This window comes from uncultured Tateyamaria sp. (assembly GCF_947503385.1).
GTDB lineage: Bacteria > Pseudomonadota > Alphaproteobacteria > Rhodobacterales > Rhodobacteraceae > Tateyamaria.
Genome location: NZ_CANNDO010000008.1, coordinates 16484 through 39976, shown reverse-complemented (window position 1 = coordinate 39976; position 23493 = coordinate 16484). Strand labels below are relative to the sequence as shown.

Annotated in this window: 24 protein-coding genes; 18 read left to right on the top strand and 6 right to left on the bottom strand. The window is 55.8% G+C overall.

Annotated features, from left to right (window positions below):
- Positions 1-508: 508 nt before the first annotated feature.
- Together Q1A85_RS19540 and Q1A85_RS19535 are read left to right on the top strand one after the other, a co-directional pair.
- Positions 509-2101 (top strand): hypothetical protein, encoded by a 1593-nt coding sequence (locus Q1A85_RS19540; protein ID WP_299693590.1) that lies wholly within the window; start codon positions 509-511, stop codon positions 2099-2101.
- Between the two features lie 33 nt (positions 2102-2134).
- Positions 2135-2548 (top strand): hypothetical protein, encoded by a 414-nt coding sequence (locus Q1A85_RS19535; protein ID WP_299693588.1) that lies wholly within the window; start codon positions 2135-2137, stop codon positions 2546-2548.
- Here the strand turns inward: Q1A85_RS19535 and Q1A85_RS19530 are convergent.
- A complete protein-coding gene (locus Q1A85_RS19530; RefSeq protein WP_299693586.1) occupies positions 2545-4398 on the bottom strand; it encodes a BTAD domain-containing putative transcriptional regulator in 1854 nt (617 codons plus the stop codon). The genes Q1A85_RS19535 and Q1A85_RS19530 overlap by 4 nt on opposite strands.
- Positions 4399-4580: 182 nt before the next feature.
- Positions 4581-5681: a YcaO-like family protein gene (locus tag Q1A85_RS19525; RefSeq protein WP_299693583.1), complete on the bottom strand. Its 1101-nt coding sequence runs from the start codon at positions 5679-5681 to the stop codon at positions 4581-4583.
- 145 nt (positions 5682-5826) lie between these two features.
- On the opposite strand from Q1A85_RS19525, the gene Q1A85_RS19520 reads away from it, so the two are divergent.
- From Q1A85_RS19520 to Q1A85_RS19495, 6 genes are all read left to right on the top strand, one after another.
- The gene (locus Q1A85_RS19520) at positions 5827-7296 is read left to right on the top strand and encodes a hypothetical protein (RefSeq protein WP_299693580.1); all 1470 of its coding nucleotides are present in this window, start codon (positions 5827-5829) and stop codon (positions 7294-7296) included.
- Between the two features lie 12 nt (positions 7297-7308).
- On the top strand, positions 7309-8253 hold the full coding sequence (locus Q1A85_RS19515) for a hypothetical protein (RefSeq protein WP_299693578.1): 945 nt from the start codon (positions 7309-7311) through the stop codon (positions 8251-8253).
- A 16-nt stretch (positions 8254-8269) separates the two neighbouring features.
- Positions 8270-8887, top strand: coding sequence for a hypothetical protein (locus Q1A85_RS19510; protein WP_299693575.1), 618 nt, complete (start codon positions 8270-8272; stop codon positions 8885-8887).
- Positions 8884-10095 (top strand): hypothetical protein, encoded by a 1212-nt coding sequence (locus tag Q1A85_RS19505; protein ID WP_299693573.1) that lies wholly within the window; start codon positions 8884-8886, stop codon positions 10093-10095. The genes Q1A85_RS19510 and Q1A85_RS19505 overlap by 4 nt, the downstream gene beginning before the upstream one ends.
- Before the next feature lie 95 nt (positions 10096-10190).
- Positions 10191-11267 (top strand): extracellular solute-binding protein, encoded by a 1077-nt coding sequence (locus Q1A85_RS19500; protein WP_299693570.1) that lies wholly within the window; start codon positions 10191-10193, stop codon positions 11265-11267.
- A 20-nt stretch (positions 11268-11287) separates the two neighbouring features.
- Complete coding sequence (locus tag Q1A85_RS19495) at positions 11288-12022, top strand: hypothetical protein (RefSeq protein ID WP_299693567.1); 735 nt, start codon at positions 11288-11290, stop codon at positions 12020-12022.
- 473 nt (positions 12023-12495) lie between these two features.
- Here the strand turns inward: Q1A85_RS19495 and Q1A85_RS19490 are convergent, their stop codons facing one another.
- Positions 12496-12879, bottom strand: a complete 384-nt coding sequence (locus Q1A85_RS19490) for a helix-turn-helix domain-containing protein (protein WP_299693564.1) — start codon at positions 12877-12879, stop codon at positions 12496-12498.
- Between the two features lie 133 nt (positions 12880-13012).
- Between Q1A85_RS19490 and Q1A85_RS19485 the strand changes: the two genes are divergently transcribed.
- The 5 genes from Q1A85_RS19485 (at position 13013) to Q1A85_RS19465 (ending at position 15430) form a co-directional block, all read left to right on the top strand.
- The gene (locus Q1A85_RS19485) at positions 13013-13402 is read left to right on the top strand and encodes a hypothetical protein (RefSeq protein ID WP_299693561.1); all 390 of its coding nucleotides are present in this window, start codon (positions 13013-13015) and stop codon (positions 13400-13402) included.
- 48 nt (positions 13403-13450) lie between these two features.
- Positions 13451-14002 carry a DUF6326 family protein gene (locus Q1A85_RS19480; protein ID WP_299693558.1) on the top strand — a complete coding sequence of 184 codons (552 nt, stop codon included), beginning with the start codon at positions 13451-13453 and terminating at the stop codon, positions 14000-14002.
- A gap of 23 nt (positions 14003-14025) precedes the next feature.
- The gene (locus tag Q1A85_RS19475) at positions 14026-14460 is read left to right on the top strand and encodes a carboxymuconolactone decarboxylase family protein (RefSeq protein WP_299693555.1); all 435 of its coding nucleotides are present in this window, start codon (positions 14026-14028) and stop codon (positions 14458-14460) included.
- A gap of 121 nt (positions 14461-14581) precedes the next feature.
- Positions 14582-15055 (top strand): GNAT family N-acetyltransferase, encoded by a 474-nt coding sequence (locus Q1A85_RS19470; RefSeq protein ID WP_299693552.1) that lies wholly within the window; start codon positions 14582-14584, stop codon positions 15053-15055.
- A 138-nt stretch (positions 15056-15193) separates the two neighbouring features.
- Positions 15194-15430 (top strand): DUF6429 family protein, encoded by a 237-nt coding sequence (locus Q1A85_RS19465; protein ID WP_299693549.1) that lies wholly within the window; start codon positions 15194-15196, stop codon positions 15428-15430.
- A gap of 196 nt (positions 15431-15626) precedes the next feature.
- On the opposite strand, the gene Q1A85_RS19460 is transcribed toward Q1A85_RS19465, so the two are convergent.
- The gene (locus Q1A85_RS19460) at positions 15627-16535 is read right to left on the bottom strand and encodes a hypothetical protein (protein WP_299693546.1); all 909 of its coding nucleotides are present in this window, start codon (positions 16533-16535) and stop codon (positions 15627-15629) included.
- Between the two features lie 278 nt (positions 16536-16813).
- On the bottom strand, positions 16814-17530 hold the full coding sequence (locus Q1A85_RS19455; RefSeq protein ID WP_299693544.1) for a hypothetical protein: 717 nt from the start codon (positions 17528-17530) through the stop codon (positions 16814-16816).
- A gap of 140 nt (positions 17531-17670) precedes the next feature.
- Here Q1A85_RS19455 and Q1A85_RS19450 point away from each other — a divergent pair, with 140 nt between their 5' ends.
- Positions 17671-18381, top strand: a complete 711-nt coding sequence (locus tag Q1A85_RS19450; protein WP_299693856.1) for an IS6 family transposase — start codon at positions 17671-17673, stop codon at positions 18379-18381.
- On the opposite strand, the gene Q1A85_RS23010 is transcribed toward Q1A85_RS19450, so the two are convergent.
- Positions 18350-18952, bottom strand: a complete 603-nt coding sequence (locus tag Q1A85_RS23010; RefSeq protein WP_366140616.1) for a competence protein CoiA family protein — start codon at positions 18950-18952, stop codon at positions 18350-18352. The two genes, Q1A85_RS19450 and Q1A85_RS23010, sit on opposite strands and share 32 nt — an antisense overlap.
- A gap of 231 nt (positions 18953-19183) precedes the next feature.
- Between Q1A85_RS23010 and Q1A85_RS19445 the strand changes: the two genes are divergently transcribed.
- The 4 genes from Q1A85_RS19445 to Q1A85_RS19430 all read left to right on the top strand — a co-directional run bounded on the left by Q1A85_RS19445 (position 19184) and on the right by Q1A85_RS19430 (position 23391).
- Positions 19184-19930 (top strand): hypothetical protein, encoded by a 747-nt coding sequence (locus tag Q1A85_RS19445; protein ID WP_299693541.1) that lies wholly within the window; start codon positions 19184-19186, stop codon positions 19928-19930.
- Positions 19931-19932: 2 nt separating this feature from the next.
- On the top strand, positions 19933-21354 hold the full coding sequence (locus Q1A85_RS19440; RefSeq protein WP_299693538.1) for a S8 family serine peptidase: 1422 nt from the start codon (positions 19933-19935) through the stop codon (positions 21352-21354).
- 293 nt (positions 21355-21647) lie between these two features.
- Positions 21648-22088: a hypothetical protein gene (locus Q1A85_RS19435; protein WP_299693536.1), complete on the top strand. Its 441-nt coding sequence runs from the start codon at positions 21648-21650 to the stop codon at positions 22086-22088.
- 229 nt (positions 22089-22317) lie between these two features.
- Positions 22318-23391, top strand: coding sequence for a hypothetical protein (locus Q1A85_RS19430; protein WP_299693533.1), 1074 nt, complete (start codon positions 22318-22320; stop codon positions 23389-23391).
- Positions 23392-23493 lie beyond the last annotated feature (102 nt).

The following is a 23493-nucleotide window of genomic DNA, read 5'->3' as shown; positions in this document are numbered from 1 at the left end:
TGATTGTCATGTTATTGTTAGCAGGCACCGACAACTGCCTGAAGGCCTAGTAGAGAAAAACCAAATCAATGGGGCTATAACAGTTGGCTAGACACCGCTCATGCTTGACCACTGGATCACCCATCTGGCGGGCAGATTTGCGGTAACGGGAAATAAATTTTAGACTTATCATATCTTTGAATAACGCTGAGATTTAGGATTGAGACTGGAGATCACCATCGCAGCGTTGTCGTACTGGCACGTCGGCGGATAAAGGGCAAAGATTCTACGTGCCGCAATTGATTAGTTTTCAGGCCACCTCTTTTCGATGATGGAAAATCAGTCAAAGACTGCAAAGATCGGTACTCTGGCGCTGCCACGTTCGTGATTTCTACGTGATTCCGGTCACACTCTTTAGGAGATCCCTTAAGCGCTTTGGAGAAAACCTTTAAAATCAAAGGCGAACAGCGGCCCTTCGCAACGCCATTTTGCTTAACGAAACGAGAATTCGGCTGTTAATATTCCGTAAATGCAAGAAGGTGAAGAAGACGTGTCGCATCGTGACTTGGGGTTTGGTGGGTTCTTTGAAGGGGGGAAACTGCGCTTCACATCGAAAGCGCAGTCTCCAACAGAAGGACAAAGGCTAGCAGCGGCGCTGACCTACCTTGGGATCAAACTGAATGAGTCCCAGTCCAAGACCTTTGCACACGAACATTATCTGAATGCCCCGGACGGACGATTCAATGGTGTTGCCGCAGGGTACACGTACCTGCTGCAGCTTGCTGCACATGACGTCCTGCAGTCATCACGCCACGTGCATCCTTTTAAGGACGATGCGCCGCAGCCATCAAACCTGCGGCGGGCTCCACTGGCACTTGAAACGGTGTTCGGCGGCGGGCCAGCTGGATGTCCATATGCCTATGACCAGCCATCAAATGGCTCTGGCGTCCATCTGTTGCGGCTTGGTCAATTCAGAGATCAAGACCCTAATACCAAACGGCGACACCCCCCTGCTGAAGACCTGCCCCGCGGACGCTTTGATCCCGATGGCCCAGAGGGTGAGAATGCCCCCTATACCGAGGTTCTGATCGCTGACGCGCGCAACGACGATAACAACATACTCGCGCAGCTTTCGGTGCTGTTTCACAAGCTCTATAACATGCTGGCGCGTCATAGCTTCCAAGCGCCGAATGGGACTGGAACTGGCGCTCTCCCTGAACGTCACCGCAACCGGATCGCACGGCTTGCAACGCTGCGCATCTATCACCGCATTCTGCGGTATGACCTGCTGCCAAAGCTCATGCACCCTGACGTGCTGGCGCTCTATGACTTTGAAGCACCCCAAAAGTTATTGAACCTTCGCCAGGACGAGGCTTTCGAGCATTTCGCCTTCGCCGCCCGCGTCGGGCATTCGATGGTTCGCGACAGGTATCGGCTGAACGGATCATTCAGAGGTGAGCTTAATCGTTTCCTGCGAATGTCCTCGCTGCATTCGCCTCATCTTCTTCCAACACCGCGCAGTTGGCGGATCGATTGGAAGTTGTTCTTTCCCGAACCCGGAGTGGTCGACGACACCATCAATTGGGCAATTAAACTCGGCCCCCATTTTGCACACCAAATGAGCGGTGACGTCGCCGCTGCCAAAGTCGATCCCTCCCTGCCAGCGGGCACGCCGATCCGCGATCTGCTTGCCGACTTTCACATCCGGTTGCGACCTGTAGAGGCGCTTGTGGAGCAGTTGGCTCGCCATCTGCCCGCTGTACTGAGCGGCGATCCCCAAGCAACGCTTGACCGCATCATCACCGATGGGTTCGAAACACTGAGGATCGATGAACTCGGCGCTCGCGACGGTTCGGGCAATCCGGTTGATTTGAGTCCGCTGCGCCGCACCCCACCACTTTTCATGTACCTGTTGTTCGAGGCCCAGGACTCTGGGACGCGCGGTCGCACGTTCGGGCTGTTGGGATCAGCCATCATCGGTGATTGTTTCATCCCTCTGCTGACGGACAGCAGCACTCGAACGCCGGATAATCAGGCCGCGCAGGCACTGGAAGACATGACATTTCCTGGCGATCCGATCTGCTCGATGGCAGCGCTAACTTCCCAGCTGCCCGCTTCCTGACGTAAAGCCACAACTCACAAAAAGGAGAATTCCATGGCTGACGACCCGTACGAGATCAGAATTTTGAACTTCCAACAGCTGGGGGAACGCGTTGCCGATTGGGCCACTGGCGAAAAGCCACGGCCCGCCCGGATCAAGGACCTCATCGCTCTCCTTGATGTAGCGTTCGATGATGGTGGTCTGCGCAATGTGATGGCGCTTGGCGCGGGGTTCCATGAGGCCGACAAGCAGGACGAGAATATTTCGTATCTCCGTGCGACGCCGTCGGAATCGATAAGCGTTCTACTGCCCCATCCAGAAGATCTGGCGAAAGATCCACCTACTGAAGACGAATACGAACTGCCCGACTTTTATAATCGGGTCTACAATTCAGAGCCGAATATTGTTAATAGCAAGAATTTCCGCTCCGAACGCATAGCGGACTACGCAATGCGCAAGTGCGTTTAACGAGGTCTGACGTCGCTGGTGTCCATCTGATAGCCAAGCGCGATCTCGTTGCTTTGCACCAGCGTGGGCACCGGCATCCCGGCCAGCCGCAAGCCGTCACGCAACTTGAGCCAGGTATCACGGTTGCGGATGGGAAATCCGCTGATCAGCCAGCGGGTAATTTCTGCGCGTTCTACAGGCCCTTTCGCGACCCAATTGGCGCGGGCGATCTGCTCGAACCTGGCTGCAACCTCAGCGGCCTCTTCCCGCCGATCCAGCAGGGCGAGCGCAGCTGCATGCCAGGCAGGGACATCATGAGAAATCTCCTTTGAGCGTTCCGAAGCCTTGACGCAAGCTTCAAAATTGCCGCCAAGAAAATGAGTCGCGGCGACATAGGACCAATGCGCAGCCTCAAGCCGGAAATTCAGTCGGAACAAAAGATCAAGCATCCGAGAAGCAACATTGTAGTGATCACAAAAGGCCAGGCCAACGGCGGCTGAGGTGATGGTCCAAGGATCGTTCTGATTGTACTGAAACGCGAGATCAAAGGCGAGCTCCGCCCGGTCGAACTGCCGCGACATCGCGGCTGACCACCCCATCGCCAGCTGACCTCTGCTGTCCATGGGGTCAAGCTCAATCGCCCGGCGGGCAAAGCGCAGGCCCTCCACATGCATGGCCGGAACACTGTAAAGCCCGGGGAAGGATATCTGCCGCATGTTCTCGATCGACGCTCGACTGGAATAACCACGGCTGAAGTTCGGATAGTCCGCTATCAGAGAGTCCAAAAGTCGCTCCGCTTGTTGCCAGCTTCGAAGCGTGAACTGCAGGACCAAGCCCTGTGCCTCGACCCAGCGTTCATACGCGTTGGTCTTGGTCGGGTTCGTATCGGGCTGACGCCCGCGATAAGCCGACAGATGCAGGTTGAGCGCAACAGCCAGCCGGTCGGCAGCCCCGGAACGGTCTTGCTGCACCTCTGGCACCGGGTCGCCCATGTTTTCGGACCACAGTAGTTCGCCTGTCTGGCTGTCCGACAGCACCGCACGACAGGCCAATTGCTGCTCCAATGGCTGAGCCTGAAGGCTCAGAAGATAGGTGCGGGCCGCGTTTTCGGTCGGAGTTTGCTGAGTCACTAAACGTGCGTCAAAGACCTGCCATTCGCGAAACCGTGCCAGGTTCGCACACAGTGTGTCGCGCAGCAGACCCGCCTGTGCGGCAAGTCTGTCGGGCAGATGATCGACAGACGCCTCAGCTACGATGATCCGAGGGCGGGTCTGAAGGGCCTGTGTGCGGCGATCGCTTGCCTTGATCTTGACAATAAGGTCTTGGGTTTCGGGCGACGGTTCTTCACCAAATTCCTCATCGAGCAAGTTCCAAAGCGATTGATAAGCGGCCAATGCGTTGGCCATTTGACCCTTCTGCCAGTAACAGTGGATCAGCTTGCGGGCAGCGCCTTCGTCCTCGGGGGTCATATCGGCGATGAATTGCAAGGCAAACAGAGTTTGCTGGTCATCCGAAGAGGCGTCCGATGCCACGGCATCCAGCCGGTGGCGCACCAGTCTTGCCAGATGGGCCGAGGTTTCCCGCAAACGCGCTGTCGTGATGTCGTTGATGATCACCTGATCACGGTCGAGACAGACCAGCGCCTGCGGATCCATGTCTCGTAACGGCGACAGGTCGCCTTCCTCTAGCCGCTCAAGCAGGTGATCGACGTCAACGACAACATCCTGCGGGTCAAGCCAGATTGCGGTCCGGTCCGATTGCAGGCCCTCGAATCCGGCACGCGACAGCGTGGTTTTAAGCGCCCAAAGCGCATTGCGCAGGCTGGTCTGGGCGGCGTTTTCGTCGCTATCAGGCCACAGCAGTCCGCGCAAGTGTTCCCGGCTCAGCCGCAGATCAGACGACAGGGCCAGCAGCACCAGCAAAGCAGCAGCCTTTTGTTTCTTCACCACGACGCGCTGCGCGCCGGATGCGACCTGTAGGCCGCCGATCAGCTGAATGGACAGCCTCGATTGCTGTCCTGGCGGGAGATGGAGAGTGTTGTCAGTCGCGACAGTCAATAGAGCGCCCCCTCGAAAGCGCGATGATTGCCCTTTGTCGCTTGGGCAAGTTGAGCCGTGACGTAGGTCTCGCGGCCCGATTGCAGGTTCGGACAGACTGCTTTGGCAACCTGAAAATGCCCGCCGACCTGACCTAGCGGCACAAAACTGATTTCCAGCTCTGCCATGAGGTCCTTCCAGTCATGGGGCGTGATCGTCCCATATCGGGTGATTTGTTGTTCAATGCCCGCCTCTTGGCCCACCAGCCGTGTCTCAAAGGTCTGGCGATCGACAATATCGGACCATTTGCTATCGCCCCCACCCCCGGGTTGGTCGCGGCTGCGTTCCAGTGTCAGGCCAAATTCCGCCGCCCCCAGTTCCCGCAACGCGGCATTGGCGGCATGATCCAAGGCCCAGCCAGCTGCCGCGCCAAAACAGAACGAGCCTCCGTCACTATCAAAAGACGCGGCCACAACGACTGGCACGGCGCTTTCACAACTCACATCAAGTAGGAGCGTAGCGCGGCCCAGCCGCGGACCCAGCCGTGCTGTGGAGTAGACCTGCGCGCCAACAAGTGATACAGCCATTTGCGCTCCAGCCCACCACAGCGCCACGGCATGACGTTCCAGCAGTTCCATCGCGCCATGCGCGCGCGCCGCTACCTGATCCGGGTGAGCGGCCAATCCTTCAGAAAAACCCGCCGTCTGGTCGGCGTCATGCGGCAACAGTGCTGAGGGCACACAAAGGTTCCTTTCGCCGGTCCAGTCTGATGCGGCAACCCATCCCGCACCATTGGCGAAGGGATGATCCTCCCACATTCTCCGCGCTTCACTGTGCGGCTCCGGCATCGCACCACGAAGGCCCAACTGTTCGGCAGTTTCTCCGGCAAGGCGTGTCAGTGCTGCAAATGGGTTGCGTCCCGCGCCTGAAACTGATGTGCCATCCCGCATGACCCCGCCTGCCACAGTGAGGGCGCGTATTTTGGCCGGTGTCCCGACAAACAGATAGTCAAGTTCTTGCAAAACCGGCAGACAGGCCTGCGGTGCCATCAATGGCGCACCAGATCCAAGAGCGCGCGTGATATCCGGCGCCTCGTATTCTTTCAGACTGGCAAACATCACTTCATTTCCCACAGCACACTTCGCCGCAGAACCCCAGCGGCGCGGACGGCATGCGTCCGAGACTATCGCTAAAGAGTTGAATCACGCAACAATAACGGATGCTAGGCATGCTGGGTTCAACCAGGACTAACAGGAGCCCGAAATGCCAAAGGCGAACAAAACCTTCACGGCCGAGGAGTGCCGCAAAAAGCTGGACAAGCTGCGTGGCATGCATCAGCACATCGATAACGTCACTGGATTTGATGTCGGGTATCGGTGGGTCGGGGGCCAGCGCACGGAGGAGCTGTGTTTGCGCGTGCACGTTACGGCCAAATTGCCGCTAGAAACGATATCAGATGCGCAGAAGATCGCCAAAGACGTCGATGGCGTACCCATTGATGTGATCACTGGTCCCTACCGCGCGCGGCGCGAGCTTGGCTTTGGTCAGCAGCGCAGTGACCAGGCCCTGCTATCCGGCAGCGCGTGTCATCGGCCCCAGACCGGGTCAGGGACCATCGGCGCGATCGCGATTGACAACGAAACCGGTGCGACGGGCATTCTCTCTAACTGGCACGTCCTTTCCACCTATGCTGGGCAGGCGGGGGACCCAATTTATGGCGAAGGCAGTGATCGGGTCCCAATTGCCACCTTGCAAAAGTCGATGCTGTCGCGCCACGGCGACGCAGCCTTTGCCACGCTAACCGGCCATCGCCCCTGGTATCCAGCGCTCAGGCAGCTCAACATCAGTCTCGCCGGGGTCCGCAGTTCCACACTGGGCCATGTCTTGTGCAAATACGGCCGCGGGAGCGGACTGACCCGCGCACGCGTGGATGGTGAGGGGACATACCGTGTCCTGCACCGAGTTGGCCCGGGTACTTACGAGGCCTTCGAAATCCAGGGCTTCCGCCTTGTTCCGGAGGATGACGCTGACCCTGAGACCGAGATCTCAACGCTGGGTGACAGCGGGGCTTGCTGGGTCAGCCCCGGCTCCGGCACGGTTGTTGGCCTGCACATGGCTGGAGAGGGCGAAAGCCTGCCGGAAGGCGAATATGCGCTTGCCTGTGACATGCCAACTGTGCTGGATCAGCTGGACCTGCGCCTTGCAACGCTTGATGACCTGCTGGAACGCGGTGCGATGCCGCCAGGCGCATTCCCCGAAGCCGCACGGGGCGGGGCGTTTGGTGCTAGCGGATGGCTCTCGTACCAACCACAGGGCCTGACCCCTCATCCCTGGTGCCCTGATCCTCCCCAGTGGCCCCCGGCGCCAGGCTGGCCTCCCGTGCCGCCGGTGCCAGGTGGTCCGTTTCCGCCCTGGCCGCCCTTTGCCACCCCCGAAACCGGGCCGGTTCAAAGCGTATCAGGCAACATCTGGGCTGAGTTCAAGCGCACCATGTTCCGGCTTTACCCGCATCTGCGCGTCGCCGGGATCGAGATTGACGACAAGATGTCTCTCTTTTTCCAGCAGGGCAATGCACCTGCGCTGGCGCTTCAGATCATTGCCAATTCTGCGGTGTTCCAGAGGGATGACGTGATCCCCGCCTATGGCGATCTCGCTGATGAGCTGATCTTTCGCGGGGTCTGCATCGAAATTGGAAAACGTTACCGCGCGAACGGCTTTGTCGTGATCGCCTGAAGGAGATACCACATGCGAAATCATCTGCTTTGTGCTCTGGCTTTTGCAGCCTTGCCGCTGACGGTGGCCGCGCAGGACACTGACCTGACCGGCGGCAAGGAGATCCCGAAACGCACCTGCGTGGACAGCCAGCGCTTTTTCTTGCGCAACGACATGGTGCGCACGCAGATCGGGCAGGAGCTTGGCACATGCCGCACCTTCACCGGCGGGCGTGCCGCCAAGTTTTCTTATACTCGCGACGGGATTGCCGACAGCTGGACGGTTTCGACGGATGCCGCCTTTGGCTACGTGCTGAAGGAAACCCGCTCCCCAAGCGCGCTTGCAGGTCTCTTCCCGTCGCTGGTGTCTTCATCTCTGATTGCCTTTGCGGAAATCGACGGCGAACGCACCTCTGCGGGCGTCACGTCGGGCACGGGCCGGGTCGGGTTGATCTATGAAGCCATGTTCCTGCCTGGCAACCCGGTCTTTTCCTACGGCGTTCTCGATGTGGTGCCATACTATCGGTTCGGGCTAGATGGCGATGCAAAGGGCCATGGACTGGAAGTGGCTTATGTCCCGGTCTTCGGGCCGCTCAACCACAACGCGTTGGTGGACAATCGGCAGGACAAAGTTATCTTTTCCACCAGCTCTGTATTTCGGCTGGATGCCTATCACAGCGACACGGGCGGAAACACCGGGCTTGGCAACGGCCAGGATTACCTCTGGGTCGGGGCCGACCTGGGTGCGAAAGTCAAGTTTCGCAATGCCAAGCGCACGGTGGCCGAAGCCGGGCTGGAAATTTCCCACTACCGCGATCTGGAATCAGGTGTTGAGGCCACGCAGGGCATCGCGAACCTGTCCTTCCCGCTCGATGATAAGGAGATTGCGAGTTTCGACCTGACCTACACACACGGGCGCACCCGCGACAACCTTACCAAGGTTGAGAGTTTCAAGGTGTCGCTGGGGATCAAATTCTGAAACGAAGGAGATTGAAATGACCACCCGCATTTATGCTGTCGACAGCGTGACTATGGCGCTGCAGAAGTCCAACCCGCCCAATCTGGTGATCACGGCCATGGGCCGGACAAGAACGCCTCTCTGGTCAGACCCCCGCCTGGTTGCGCATGTCTATGTGACCGAACCCCAAGATGGCGTACAGGACTTCGACTTTGTCGCAACGCCGCCCCCTCAGGACGTTATTGTGCCGCAGGTGCTGGCACCGGTCACGGCAAGCGCCGTGATCCCTGAAATCGACATTGAGAACTACTGGGGGGCGGACAGGCCCTTGGCAGGGGTCCGCTGCCACGCCCAATCAAATGCCAAGACAACGCTCTTTCACGCACCCATCGGAATGCCGGGTTGTGCAGAGGTGTTGCCTGAGGGCGGTGAGCTGTCTTTTGCAATCGACATCCGCCCTCTCTTTCGACCCGTGGACATCGACATGATGATCGCTGTGCGAAACCTCGATCTGGGATCGCATGATGCAGTCACCGACCACGCAGATGTCATTCTGGCGCGGCTACGTGACGGTTCCATGCCCTGCGATGGTGCCTGGCCTGCCACCGATGTCGACCTGTTTGAGCGCTGGATTAGTGAAGGAAAAACTCCATGAAAGGAGCCGACATGAGACAGAGACTACTCAGGCCGCTTGCGGCGGTCGCGGCGTTCTTCGCCTGCTCAACCGCTTACGCCAGCTGTGCCGATGACCTCGCTGCGGGGGTGGACCTGTGGCAAGAGCCAAACGATACAATTGCCGCCATTCTTGAACCAGACTGTTACGCCTGGCAGTTGTTTGTGGGGCTTAACTGGCCCGGAGACCCGGCCAACCAGGCTGCTGACCCTTCCGCCGTTCTAGGCGGTGAGGGATCCGCGACGTGGGAGCTGTGGCGAAATGTGCGCACGGGTTCCGCCGGTGAGGTTTTCAACATTGCGGGCAGTGATCCCGGGCCATGGTTGCTTGCCGGCGCCCCTCTTGTTGCCCGGAGCAGTTCAGATGTTGATACTCAACCCATACAGCAGCTAGCGTTCTTCGATGGACTGGCCGTGCCGCAGATCGACGAAGTGTTTCCTGTTGGTGTGAATGAAACACGCATGAACGAGTCCACCTATACTTTCGTCCGGCAAAACGGGCTTTATAGCCTCGAAGGCTTGCAGTCCGCCTTTGATCCGACGAGCGGTGTGATGAACTTCCCCGGCAATGCAAAGGAGATCAAGGCGCGCTGGCGCGAGATCACCGAGGCGGAGAAGCCCCGCTATCACTGGACGACGATCACTGCAGATGGTGCGCAGAAAACTTATGGCCTGACAGCTTTGCACATCACGACGAAGGATTTGCCGAACTGGTTCTGGGCAACCTTCGAACATATCGACAATCGCGAAAGCGAGGTTGCCGGAGGAATCGCCGGACATGAAGGGTGGCTCGATCCGTCGATTGATGCCTACACCTGCCCGACGCAACCGACGGGATGCGACAAATCGCCAGCGGTGGTGTCCGGAACCAAGTGGGAAAACTACATACTTCGCGGCACACAGATAGACTTCACGGATGGCCGCGGCAGACCAAAGGTTCTGGCAAATTCCATCATTGAGCGCGGTTTTCAGCGGACATCAAGCTGCATCACTTGCCATTCGCGCGCTGCCTACGATTCTGCGGGACAGATGAACCCCATCTTCCTTCCGACACCCCGACGCACCGGCCCAGTCGGAAGCCCCAATCCGAACTGGTTCTTCACTGGCGATGTTACCACCCGCATGCAGACCGATTTTGTCTGGGCCTTTATCCGTGCCTGTTCAAGCGCAAGCACGGATAGGTGCCGATAGCGCTTCCCTCTGTCGGCACCTTGGCGGGGCTGCGGCTGGGTGCGTAAACCCCGCAGCCCCAACACCCGTCAACTGATCACCCACGAGGTTCCAATATGCTGAGATCAAAATTCTCTAGTCTGATTGCCTTGGCTACGATGTTCGTGGCTAGCGTCGCGTTCGCGCAGGAGGTCAACATCGGCCTGCCTGCAAGCCCGTTCAGCGAGCAATACGAAAGCAGTGTGGTCGATGCATGGCGCGCGGAATCGTCCAAGTCCGTAGGGATACGCGAGGTGCCCATTGGTGCCGCACAGGCTATGGCGCATGACCTTGATGTGCTGATGCTCTCTGGGCAGGAGGAAAGCGCACTCTGCGCGGCGGGGGAGCTGGCAAATGCGGGTGCGGATATAAACCTTGACCTTAGCCATCTGACAAGCCCGACAAACTGCGGCGTGCCTTTCGTCACTTACGGGCGAACCATTGGCTATCGCACCGACCTTGTTGACGGGCAGATGAGTCCCGCTGATTTCTTCGACGTCGACAACCGGCCTGGTGGCCGTGCTCTGCAGGAGTCTCCCAAAGGACTACTGGAAATGGCACTGCTAGCTGATGGTGTTGATCACAGTGTCATCTATGACGTCCTGGCAACAGATGATGGAATTCGCCGTGCTTTTGGCAAGCTCAACCAGCTTGTGCCGCATGCGCTCTGGACCCAAAACAGCGCAAAAGCGGTCGAAAGCCTGAACTCAGGCAACGCAACATTTGCAATCCTGTGGGCCGGGACGCTCAACAGCGCCATGCAGAGCGGTGCGGCGCTGGGGGCAACGCGCGACTTCATGCTAGTGCAGCACGACTATCTCGCCATGCCAACCCAGGCAGCAGACAACGACGCGGCAGCATCGTTCTTGGAATACGCCACCAGTCCGAAAGGGTTTGAAACCTTCATCAAGGGTACAGACGGCAGATACTCCGTCCCGGTGGACGAGTTGAACGGTCAACCGCCAGATAACGATCAGTTTGTCCAAGCCTGCTCTGCGGGAACCTGCCCTTGCGTTGGATTAAGTGGGGGCTGCCGGAAAGCGTGCTGTCGTGAGATGGAAGGCGTCTTCGGCCACTTCGAACTTGATGAGGACTTTTGGGATCAAAACGGAGAACGTCTCAATCGCGCGTTTGAGGACTGGAGACGTCAGTGAGGCGCCTAAGACGGGGTATCGTGAAGCAGGCAGTCTATCGGCGTGTGTCACGTCGCAAGGCATCGCAATCCGAAGGCTGGTTCAAACGTCATGATACGACCGTCAAGGCTGTTCTGGCGATCCTTGGTTTGCTTGTGACTTTGAACGAATACCTGCAGCGCCAGCAAGATACCCGGATCCAGCGCAGTTTGAATATCTATGAACGCTATCAGACCGAGGATGTCCTCGTCGCCCGCCTTGTGCTAGATCGAGAGTGGAACGCACCAGCATTTTGGAAGAAACTGATCGAACGGCATAAAGCGGACGGCAGCCTGATCTATGAGGCGCTGGAAGATCTGGCCTTGCATATGACCAAGAAGCGCGAGGTAGTTGACGCCTTGTTCGCGGTTTGGGCAATCTCGTCTGAGGCAAGCCTGTGCCTAGTCCGTGGACAATGTGATCAGGCCACCATTTGTCAGACGTTCTGGCAGGATACCCAGAAGTACTATGGATTTTTCGAACCCTATTTTGCCGCGCGCACTCATGCGTGGGACGAGACCATTCAAAGTAGAGAAGAGACAACTATGCGTATTCTCGACAGTCATTGCGGCGATAGTCGCTATTTTGAGCTGTTCGATTCGGTCGAGGGGCGAAAAGGCATGCCCGGTGCATGGGACACCTTGCGTCGCTGGTATTACAACAGCTTCAACATCCGTCTGATGACGCATTCCCCTGAGATTGCTTCGGACTCTGATCACGGGGACCAAACAGACTAAGAAAACACGCCGCCCAGATAACCGGTTCTGCAAGATCGCTCTTCGAGCTTTAGCGAACTGTTCCAGAGAACGGTCGACATCCCCCTGCTACCTGTTTCGCGGAGCTGACGCTGAAGTTGAGGTCAAATGGTGCTGCGCAGCTTCCTCAATGCTGACGCCCACCACTTAGGCCAAATCGCATCAGTTAAAGGCAACGATAATGGGTCCCATTATCGTTACCGCCATGAGCGGCCCTCACCTGCCATTGGCCAGGTGTTCACACCGCTGCGTTGCGGCCGCCAGATAGGACTTTCGCGGCGGGCGCGCGATCTAAGAATAGTTGAACGGGAAACCCCCGGGACAGAGCAAACACTCACGCGGAAAGGCGTTTGGCGGATGTGCGCCCTAGTCGTGTCGTGATGGGGCGTGCTGGCGCACAAAAATGCGTCAGACCTGCGGCTCGTTCCGCGACGGATCAACGCTCCTCGTCCGACCTAGTTCGTAACAATCCTCACGCCGGTTATGCTGACTTCCGGCGTTTCTTCGGGCACTATGGCGACCTTCAATTTCTTTCCGGTTGACCGATCGACGATCGTTATCGCACTTCCGTTTTCCGCAAAGTGCGCGTCCCCCCAGGCCATTAAAGCAAGTAGGGTCAGACCAAAGCTCATACCAACGTCTGTAAGCGCATATCCGTATCTGGTTCTGGATGTGCCTTCTCGGTAGGGTACGCGCTCGAGCATCTTGGCGTCGACCAGACGCTTGAGGCGGTCCGTCAAAACTGATCGCGGTATGCCGATGTCGGCGCGGAAGTCATCATACCTCATCACACCGTAAAATGCCTCGCGCATAATCAGAATTGTCCAGCGATCTGACATGATGTCGGTCGCGAGGGCTGCCCCGCACTTGTCTATGGGAACAGGGGATTGCCGACGAAATGTAGTATCTGGGTTTGACATTCGGTTTTAGCTCCATTACGAGGCGTCTGAGTTCACAATAAGGTTTCAGATCATGTCTGCAATATCATTGATACTTGGTGCGAAGATTGTGGTGACAGTTGTTCTGGTGACGGGACCGTTCTTGTTCTTGCCGAGACACAAGCTCGAGACCATGACCGGCGTCGCCGCAGCTTCCTCGACCCTTTTCCGGCTCTACGGAATGGCTGCTACAGCTTTGCTCGTGGGCTACAGTGTGGGTCTTTGGCAAAGCATGAACGGCGTGTTTCCTTGGGCGGCTGTGCTGATGGGCATCGTCTCCAATGTCGGGGCTGCGGGAGTTCTGGTGTTTGCTCCAACTGCATCTTCACGGGGTTATGCCACTATTTTTGGGACGGTTGGCCTGTTTCTCATCTGGGCAGCGCTTAGCCCAACTGCCGCCATCCACCCTTTGTTGTCCAAGTAGCAAGCCGACCCGCCCTTCGCTTCGGTAACGGGTACCGCATTCCCAGCCATGCGTTTGCGTATTGCTGGTGTCCATTTTTGGGCAATCGACCGTTCGCTGGTGCAGCAAGAAAAGCGCGCCAGTGCACGCCGAAAATCTCGGGGCCGAAACCACGATCAACACCCTACAAGCAAAGGAAAGAACACAGAAATGCGTCCAGCAGAAACTCACATAAAACTCGCGGCCCTTTGGCTTTTCATCCTGCTCAACATCATCTTTCGCGATCTCCATCAATTCGTGATGCCGGGTTTCCTCGAAACCATCATGACGGGCCAGTTCAACGGCATGGAGATCACAGCAGAATTGATGTTGATCGGTGGCATGGTCGTCTCGGTGCCAATTTCCATGGTGCCGCTATCACTTGTACTGGAGCGTCGTTTCGCCCGCCCGCTCACATTCGTCGCGGCACTCATAACGACGGTCACCATGACCCCGCCTGCGCCCATCGACCTGGATGACGCCTACCATCTTGCTCTTCAACTGATCGCGATGGCGGCCATCGTTGTGATGGCGTGGCGGTGGAAGCCGGCGCCGATCGTCGCTGACGTGCACTACACTTAACCCCAACCAAAACGGACACATCCATGACTGATACCAACCCACCTCTGATGCACGAGAAGAACCAGCCCGAGATATTCGGGCATCTCGGCAATACCCATGCACTGATGGCAAATCATGGCCTGGATCATGCTCTGTCTGTGCTGATCGAGCTTCGGGCGTCTCAAATCAATCAATGCGCCTATTGTGTGGCCATGCACCTCAACCAGGCACGCAAAGCAGGTGTTTCGCAGGCAAAGCTCGATACGCTCGTTGTCTGGCGAGAGGCGGACCATTTCTCGCCAGCCGAACAGGCGGTCCTCGCCTGGACCGAAGCGCTGACGTACCTTGATAGGGACATGGACTTGTCAGACCTTCGGCGAGATCTGCGAGCGCATTATTCTGATCAGGAGATCTCTGTCATCACGGCAGACATCAGCATGATCAATCTTTGGAACAGGGTGCAAAAGTCCAAGCACTAAGGACGCTCGGCTATGTCTCCCGCAACTGGAAGGCCCGGATACCCGGGCCTTACCCCAATCTCAAATGAACGGGGCGCCTGCGATACGCGCAGGCCGAATATGGACGCTGAAGGACAGTAACTTGAAAGATGACATCTCATTTGTCCGGCTCACAGAAATTGAGCCATCTGAAATCGTAGCTCACATGTCCGACCCACGTGTCGCTGAACACATGCCGCTTTTGACCTTTGCGTGGGACAGCAAGGTTGCGGCCGGGTTTGTCTCCAAAAAGGAGGAATACTGGGCGCGCGACGGGCTTGGGCACTGGGCGTTTCTGGTCGACGACGTCTATGTCGGGTGGGGCGGTTTCCAGAAAGAAGGCGAAGAGTGGGACTTCGGTTTGGTTCTGAAGCCTAACGCGTTCGGCCTAGGACGGCGCATCGCGATGAAGGCGGTTGAATTCGCCATAGCAGACGACCGCATTCCATTTGTGACCTTCCTGTTGCCACCGTCTCGCAATAACCTAGGAGCGCTTGGCAGACTGGGCGCAAAGCCGGTTGGCCAGATCGAGTACGAAGGGGAGAAGTTCCTAAAATTCCGTCTTGAGACAGTATGACAGCATTGTTCGATCTGTGGCCAACCGACGGTTTCAGAAGATGTCGTAGCTCACGGACCCAAAGCAGTCTCTGATCTCTCAGGCCATAAGCTGCATTGAAGCTTGACGAAACCCAAGTTGTTGCCGTTCCCTATGAATATGGAGATCAATGAGGACAGTGTTGACGACGCGGTTCTGGCGCTGCTCTGGCTGACGCTCCACGACCGGCGACGCGCTTGGAAGGGCTATGACTGGAACGTGCTCGGTCGGCTGCGCCAAAAGGGACTCATTTTGGATCCGGTCGGCAAAGCAAAGTCTGTCGTGCTTACAAACGACGGCTTACGTCGGTCAGAAGAACTGTTCAAAGCTCTTTTTACCAATGCGCCAAAGCCGTGACTTAAAGAATTGCTGTCCCTGGCAAAGGCGGCCCTTTGCGCACCTTCGACCTAGCTTTGAGATTCTGCAGTCGCTGCCCGCTTAGCGGTCATTCGCTGCGCCTGCGCGATATTGGTCGTGGTCGACGTCTCAAGAGCGGACAGAACTGCCATTGGCAAATTCGGAATGAAAGTCCTCTATCGCACTATGCGGTCGATCACAGCCGGTTTCCCCACGTGCCAGCATTTTTGGACTCAGTCGTATCAGTTGCATCTTTGAGAATGTCGACCACCCGGAGGTAAAGGCTCTGAACAACCGGCACATACTCAGAGCGCAGGCCTACTGAAAACTCTCTATCGATAGGTAGCCAAAACCTGAAATTACAGGTGCCTTTCGGACCAATTTGTAGATCGGAGCTTTTCAACGCCACGCAAGTGCCAAAGCCAACGCCGTGCCCTCGTTTATCGTAAATCGCGTATTCTTGGCGGAGTGCTCCTGAGAGCGGCCGGTTGCATTCGGGCGGTGAGAACCGGCGCAGGACCGCTGGCTGTATCCGATCTTTGAACCGTAGTACCATTTCCGCTGCCTCTGCCTCTGTCGTGCTTCGGAGAGCGTATACTCCCGGCCCGACCATGGCGTCACGTCGACAATTGTAGTTGGCACGGAGGTCATGTTTAACCGAAAACGGGTTCTCCAGCCCTCCTTCGAATGCGCCAGACCCATATGGTTCCTGGCCCGCGTGCACGGTAATCATCGCGCGATCATACCGAACCTCTTCGAAAGGGGATGGCATGAAATCAAGCCCCGGCAGCTTGAGGACGAACGAAAAGTTCAGATTATATGGATAGTTGGGGTTTTCCTCTATTTGCCGCGCTGTACGACCCTCGTCTCGGGATTTGGCCCAAAGACCTTCCGGCATGCGAAGAACCCACTCTTCGTCGTCTAATGTGCCTTTCCGCTGATCAACACCCGCATTGACAAGTCGAAATTCCTTCGTCCCGTCAGGGTGAACAACCGGGAGGAAAGGTGTCGATTGCCTCGATGTAGGCAAGCCTGGCCCATTCGTTACGAAGATCGCAATCGCAGCGCCTGCGAGCACCAAAACAAAAAGAAACTTCTTACCCATTGTCCTCTTCACGTCGCATTCAGGCTCGCAAATCTGATGTCACTGTAAGACATACGGTTATAGAGTCGAATGAGATCCGCTACGGGAATATCCGAAACTTTGATGCCAGGCTGCATCGAATGAATCTGCTTAGGGCAGCGTCTCAGCGACTGACACTGCTCCCAACGTCGAGGACGGCCCATAGCTGCCGTTCTTCCTGAAACTTGGTCGCTGCAACGCTGTCCGTCAAAGCGGACATTCATCCGGGTAAGCCGCGAAGGCCAGTCAAGAACCCAAAGCTACCGATCAGGGTATGAATCTCCGATGATATTGCGCGCATAACCTATGAAGTCATGCACGCGTTGGCCGTACCATCTTCCTTGCGTACGGTTTCCCTGGTTCAAACCCCTAGCAGGCTTAAAACCTGTTGCACCTGTATTATAGGCCGTGGCTATTAACGCCATTTGGTATCGACTTAGGTTGCGAACCGGCATCCTAAGTGCGTTCCTCCGGTTTTCGATCTCTTTGTGAAAGACGGCCATGCATTGCTCTAAAGAGCGCCACTTTCTTTCAGCAAAGAACTCAGGGCCCGCCCATCTTACAAAGCCCAGATCATACTGCCACGGCCCACAAGCCATCATTATGTTGTTGGGGTTTCGCACATATTGTGCGGCATGGCCACCAACCAATGCGGCTCTTTCCTCTAGCGCTTGACGCATAGCGTCGAAGACATCTTTGCCACCCGTCTCTGAAAGGAGTTGTGCCTTCGAAGTAGGCCAGCGGGTACGAACCCCAAAGCCATAGCTATCGCCAACAATTAGGCCAAGAAACTGCTCGTCTGAAAGATTACGTTTTTCGAACGCGTTCCAAATATAACCTGTTTCCTCGATTGCTACGCCAACTATCATCGACACGGGGAACGGTGTTTGTTCGAACCGTTCGCGAATTTGACTTCCAAAACGACTATAAAAATATCGTATGCGGGCCCGTGCCCACGGTTCGTAATGCTGCGTCATAAAAATCTTCCTTTTGCATCGCCCAAAAAATCACTGTTGAGTATAATCAGAACGTCAAAGCAATTAATAGAAGCTCCTTTTCAAAGGGACTGTTGCGTTATTCGGCTTGTGCGGACAAGTTTGGAGTTTTGAGGTTGAACATGCCGCACCCGTCACCGTTCAAACATCACCGCTTTCCGTGCGATATCATCCTTTGCGCTGTGCGCTGGTATCTGCGGTTTCCCCTGTCCTATCAGGATGTCGTCGATCTTCTGGAAGAGCGCGGTATCTTTGTGGATCGGTCGACCGTCTATCGCTGGGTTCAGAAGTTCGCGCCGGAACTGACAAAACGAACCGAGACGCGTCTGCGCCGGGCGAGCCTCGATTGGCATGTTGACGAGACGTACATTAGGGTCGGCGGGAAATGGCGCTACCTGTGGCGCGCCATCGATGCCAACGGCCAGATGGTCGATTTTCGGCTCACCGCGCCCCGAGATGCAAAGGCGGCCAAAGCCTTTCTCAACAAGGCAATCGAACGCGTACGGCTGCATCGACCGGTCACCATCTGTACTGATAAAGCGCACGCCTACCGGCGCGTCATCCGCGATATCAATCACCGATATGATCCGCATTTCGACAGCATCCGACATATCGATCGCAAGTGGCGGAACAACCTGATCGAAAGCGATCACGCGGCCATGAAGCGGCTGCTTGGGTATCGGCAGAGCTTTCGGTCCCTTCGATCAGCCAAAGTGACACTAAGCGGCCTCGAAACAATCCGAACGATAAAACGTGGCCACATCCATCACAAACAACCAGGCATCAGAGGCGAGATCGAGTTCATCCGCGGACTGTTCGAAACCTCCGCATGACCCTGACGTCCTGCCGGGTTACTGTGAACCTACAAAAATAATGCAACAGTCCCGTATCGCCAAAGTCTAGGTATACTGGTCTTTCGCTGACTGCCCACCTCCGGGTGATCTGGCGCCCATTTCCATTGAACATATACTCACCTGGATTTCCTCGCAGTCCGCGATTTTCGTTCATGCCGCAAAGAAAAGTGGAACGATCACGCTTAAGCCGAGTTCCGTCAACAACCCAAACTAAATCGCCGTAGAACTTTTCTCTGACGCGTATCTCTTGATCACTAATATGCGAGTGTTGAATTTCGATAATCAGGCCACTCGGCGTCCTGACATCTGCAAAATGCAAATCTCCCTCGTTGCTGCGCAGAGGGTACTCCTGCCAGTTCTTGGGAAAACGATCCTTCCAAGAGCGATGCCACTGCGTCTCGGGTTCCCACCAATTGTCGCAATGGCGTTTTCCATGGTGCGCCCAGTGCCAGACCTTTCTAGTACCACACTTGGCAACCAATGGAGACTTGCAACCAGGACAAGTTCCAGTAACGCCCGGGCTTGCCTCAATCTTGGCATTATCAAACATAGCGAAACGCATACTGTTCACATAGGTAGCGGCTAGCGCAAACGAAATGCCCTAAGGCACCTTTGCGCACGGCCCAAAGCGGTCATTGGTCTTATGATCTGATTTCAGCACGAGCAGCCTGGATAGCGGACTTCTAGGAAACAGGTTTGTCACTGTCGGAGACGAGAGGCTTGATAAACAGAATTAATGCATTCAACCTATGCGCGCGACGTTATCATTTAGGACGATTTTATGAGAGAGTTTCTGCGCAGTTACCGAAAGCACTTCGACTATGACGGGACTTATCCCCTGACCCGTTTCACATCGCTGCTGAGGGTGGGGGACTACGGGATATTCAAGAACGGTAAGTTTGAAAAGCGGGGGCATGTGAGCGAGTGGAGCGAACGGCCCGAGATTTTCGAGACTGAGTTTGGGATGACAGAAGCCGCCTCAGGCTTTGCCTCCTTCCACAAAAGTGGTACCAGTGTCAGCGCGAATGGCAATATTGGACCAGTTGCCCAGGGTAAAATCAGTTTCGGGTTCGACCAACAAGGCGGATGCCTGCTGCAATTGGATGGAACTCAAAACGAAGTCTTCAAGCACAAGCAAAAGGTGATTGAAGAACTGAAGCGGTTCAAAGGTGCCAAAGAGTTTGACGTCATATTCTTGGTGAAACGCGCGGCATCCGGGATTCTTTTGGTCTCTGAAAGCTCTGAATGGAAACTTGAAGCGAGCGGCTCGGACGCGGTGCTGAACCTTGGGCGACTTGCTCATGTGGGCGTGTCGCTGACCAAGACAAGCGGCTCTGGCAGTATCACACGTGTTCCCGAGCCCAGCGAGGACGGGACGGTGGCAACTGTCGCCTTCGAGGTTTACGGCACCCGCTGGTACGATCGGAGCGGGATTAGGCGGCTCGGCGTGGAGGACAGTGAGACCGACGGTGAGCCGAAATTCGGTCGTGTAGATTTGTTCGAAGAACTGGAAAGCGAGGAACCATAGCCATGGGACTGTCGCTGTTCGGGTCCGAGGACGACGAGGCTTTCCTTAGGAAATACGATCGGGCTTCCCAAAAATGGAAAGTGCCGCTGGAGGGCCCGTTCTGGAAAGCGGTGGCTTGGGCGCACAAGGACGGCTTGAATGGGCAAGGTTCGCGGATTGCCGTCATCGACTCGCATCCTGACACAACCATTCCGGCGCTTTCGGACATCACAACCCATGTCATTGGGTCCGACACTCCCGATGTTCACGGCAGCTTGGTATCGCTGCTGGTGAAAACTGTCGCTCCTGCCTGCGAGCTCCACCATTTTTCAATCATGGAAAATGGAGAGGTCAACGCGATCTACGTGCGAAGAGCCCTCAAAATGGCGCTCGAAATGGATGTTGACTACATCTGCATGAGCCTTGGTTCCGAGACCGAAATGAGCCGCGCTCTGAGCCCAACGATAAAAGATGCCCTGAACGCGTTCGATTTCGTCGACGCGGCGGGACACATGATGTCCGAAGAGCTTGCTCCGCCTCATGCCGGTTCATGCCCGCTGGAGCCATGCTTTTGCGACAAGGTTGAGGCGATGTGCCAAGGCAAAAAATCCGTTGTCGTTGCGGCCTGTGGCAACGCGAAAGACATCGGTTCCTGTCCGGCGCGAACGCCGAGCGTGTTGTCCATTGGGTTTCAGACAGAAGATCGCCGTTTCCAAAATGGGCACGAAGAAGCGTATTGGGCGGGACCGGATTTCGCGCAAAGTCCCTTCCTCGACTTTTCTGTGTTGCAACCGGCGGGCGCAATTGGATCAAGCTTTGCGGCGCCACTTTTTGTGGGTGCCTTGGCGCTGCGGACTGAGGCGCGCCCCATTAGGGATCTGCTGCGCCCGAACGACGTGGTAGCCGTCGGCAAGCGACTGGAAGAGGTTATCGAGGACGAAAACGAGGTTGCTGGAAAGGATATGCAAGGCCACACGCACGCAGCGTCCGAAAAATTGTGGCAGCCGTTGCAAAGAATTTACAACATGGCATGGGCCAGCATCGGGGACGTGGGCCGCACTGATTTGACGCCCAGTCAGGCCCTGGAGGCGCGGCTTTTCTTCGCCAATACGGTCGTAAACAGCGCCCTGTTTCTCCATCGGCAGGTTTCCTCTGTCGAAACGCTCGAAAAAACCATGGACTGGACGGAATGGGCGGCGCACCTGATGCCCTACAGTCGCGAAGCTGCCGTGAACCTGGCAAGCATAACGCTCAGCTATGTGAGGCTGAGGGCGGAAACCGGGCAAGATGGGGCAGACCTGACTGAAAGGCTAGATCTTGCGGAGAAGATTTATGCCGAAACGTTACGGATTAACCCTGATGATCCTGTCGCAAAAGAAGGAATGACAAATGTCTTAGGGTTGCGGATGCGCTATGAGGCAGGCCTTCTTGGGCAGTCAATTTGATGCCGAACCTGTGCGCATAGGTCATGCCAAAACCTTCGTTCGAAATGCGTTTTTTAGGATCATGAAGTAATTCCGGCCCATTCCTGCCGTTCTGCACCCGTTTGAGATTCTGCGGTCGAGACCGCTTTGCCGCCATTCGCTGCACGTGCTCGATTTGGGCTGCAATCGAATTCCGCAACGCGGGACGAAGTTGCCATTGGGAACGATACCTTGTACGAACACGCCCTGCGTATGAGAATGCCGGGGCGCGAACTGGTAGGTTTTAGCCATTTCCCAGATATTCGGAGCTAACTATGGGGCGGCGAAAAGAATTTAAAGGCATATGCAACGATCTGCTGGATAGCTTTGTAAGTCGATACAACGATATTGATGGCTATTGGGCCTTGGGAAAATTTCAGTCGTTCCTCCAGGCGACGCATGAAAAGCAGTTGCAGTTTCATTTGACGCGCGAAAAGGGAATAGTAAGTGTTTTTCAACAGACGCTTGATTACTATCGGCTTTCATTCCAACGACACTTGAAAGTTCGAAATCTATCCGACGCATGGGTGGATCGTGCTGTTGTAACGGTTGTATCTCAATCATCTTCGCAATTGGATTGTGTTCTCAAAATCAAAGCCGACAATGGTCGTGAATTTGAGGCCAAAAGAGTAGTTGCAGTGCGTCCGCACAAGCCGGAGCGTGAGTTGCAGCGACGCGTTAAAGACCACGGACCAAGCAACCAAAAGGGCGTTTAGAACGCGCCATGTCCTTGAGACACAATGGGCTCACAGCGGACCCCGGTGCCGATGCAGCAAAGCCCGGGACCCCGCTAACAACTGATTATAGGGACGGCCATCCCGGACCTTGGTGCCCAACGCGGCTTGCTGCGATGCAGCCCGTCGAACCAGCCGTTCGCTGCGATTGCGAACTTTCGGTACAAGCAAACCTGCTTGACTTGTATTGAAAGTTGACAGCGATGCCACTGTGCTGAACGATTGCAAAACTCTTCGCATTTTGGCTATACTTATGCATTTTCATTGGGACAACTTTGATACCTTCGCCCGCCGCGCGTTGCGAGTATTTGCTCCTCCTCTAGTAAATTTTATTATCTTATTGATAGTATTTAATAATGCAGTATCAGGCGCGCTCAACTGGATGTGGGGGGCTATATCAACAACACTTGCTGCATCTCTTCGGCAGTCCGTCCCAGAGGAAATGCCGGAGCGTTCAAACCCTGAAGACGTAGAACAAGTTTGGTCTGCACTGGCAGCCGCCCTTGAAGCAGTCGCAATGCAGCTATCAAAGGCAGAAGTCAGTTGGCCTACCTTAAACGCAATCGGTGGCAATATCTTTTCTGGCATCGGTTCAGCTGCGTATGTTGCCGTCATCACCAGTCTTATCTCACTGCTCGTCCTAGCGTTCATTCTTGATTGGGGTCTCCGCGGCTTTGCGCTTTTGCTACCAATTCGCCTGCGAACCAAAGAACGAGAGTTAGTTCACCACACTCGCTATAGCGACGGGTTCGAGAAAATTATGCAGCTCTTGAATGTCGATCATCGAGTGCGCGATCCCAAAACCGGAAAATTCAAGAAGGGCTCGCGCCAGGTTTGTAGGCACGAGCTTTGGACACGAATTCAAGCCATCCTCGATGGAAAAGTTGAGAGCGGTCACCAATATCGTCACGCTAGAGAAGCAATTCTCCTATCGATAGACGAGAACCGAAAATGGTTCTGCTATTTCATAGCGTACGCAGGGCTTTTCCTATACGTAAGCTTGAGCAGTACCGTTGATTTTCCGGAGTTTTTTTCTTGGCACTATCAAGTGGGTGGGGCCGCCCTGATGGTTGTCTTCGGAGCAATTTCTGTCCTTCGTCACATTCAACTTAGCTTTGAGCTTGTTGATCTCGACATCGAAGCCTGCTTGGGCTTTTCTGACTTATCTGAAACAAGCCACACGCTTTCTGATGCAAACATCGATAACCATTCGGACTGGAAACGTGTAGTTGCCTTTTGGGGTTGGAGTAATCGTGATCCGAGATCGATGTTCTTTTGCAAGTAAAGTGAACACATTAAATCCAAGGTCCGCATTTGGACTGCCCAAAGCGGTCACTCGACCGTGGACTTTGATGCTACGGTTGCAGCCCGCTTTTCGGACGTTCGC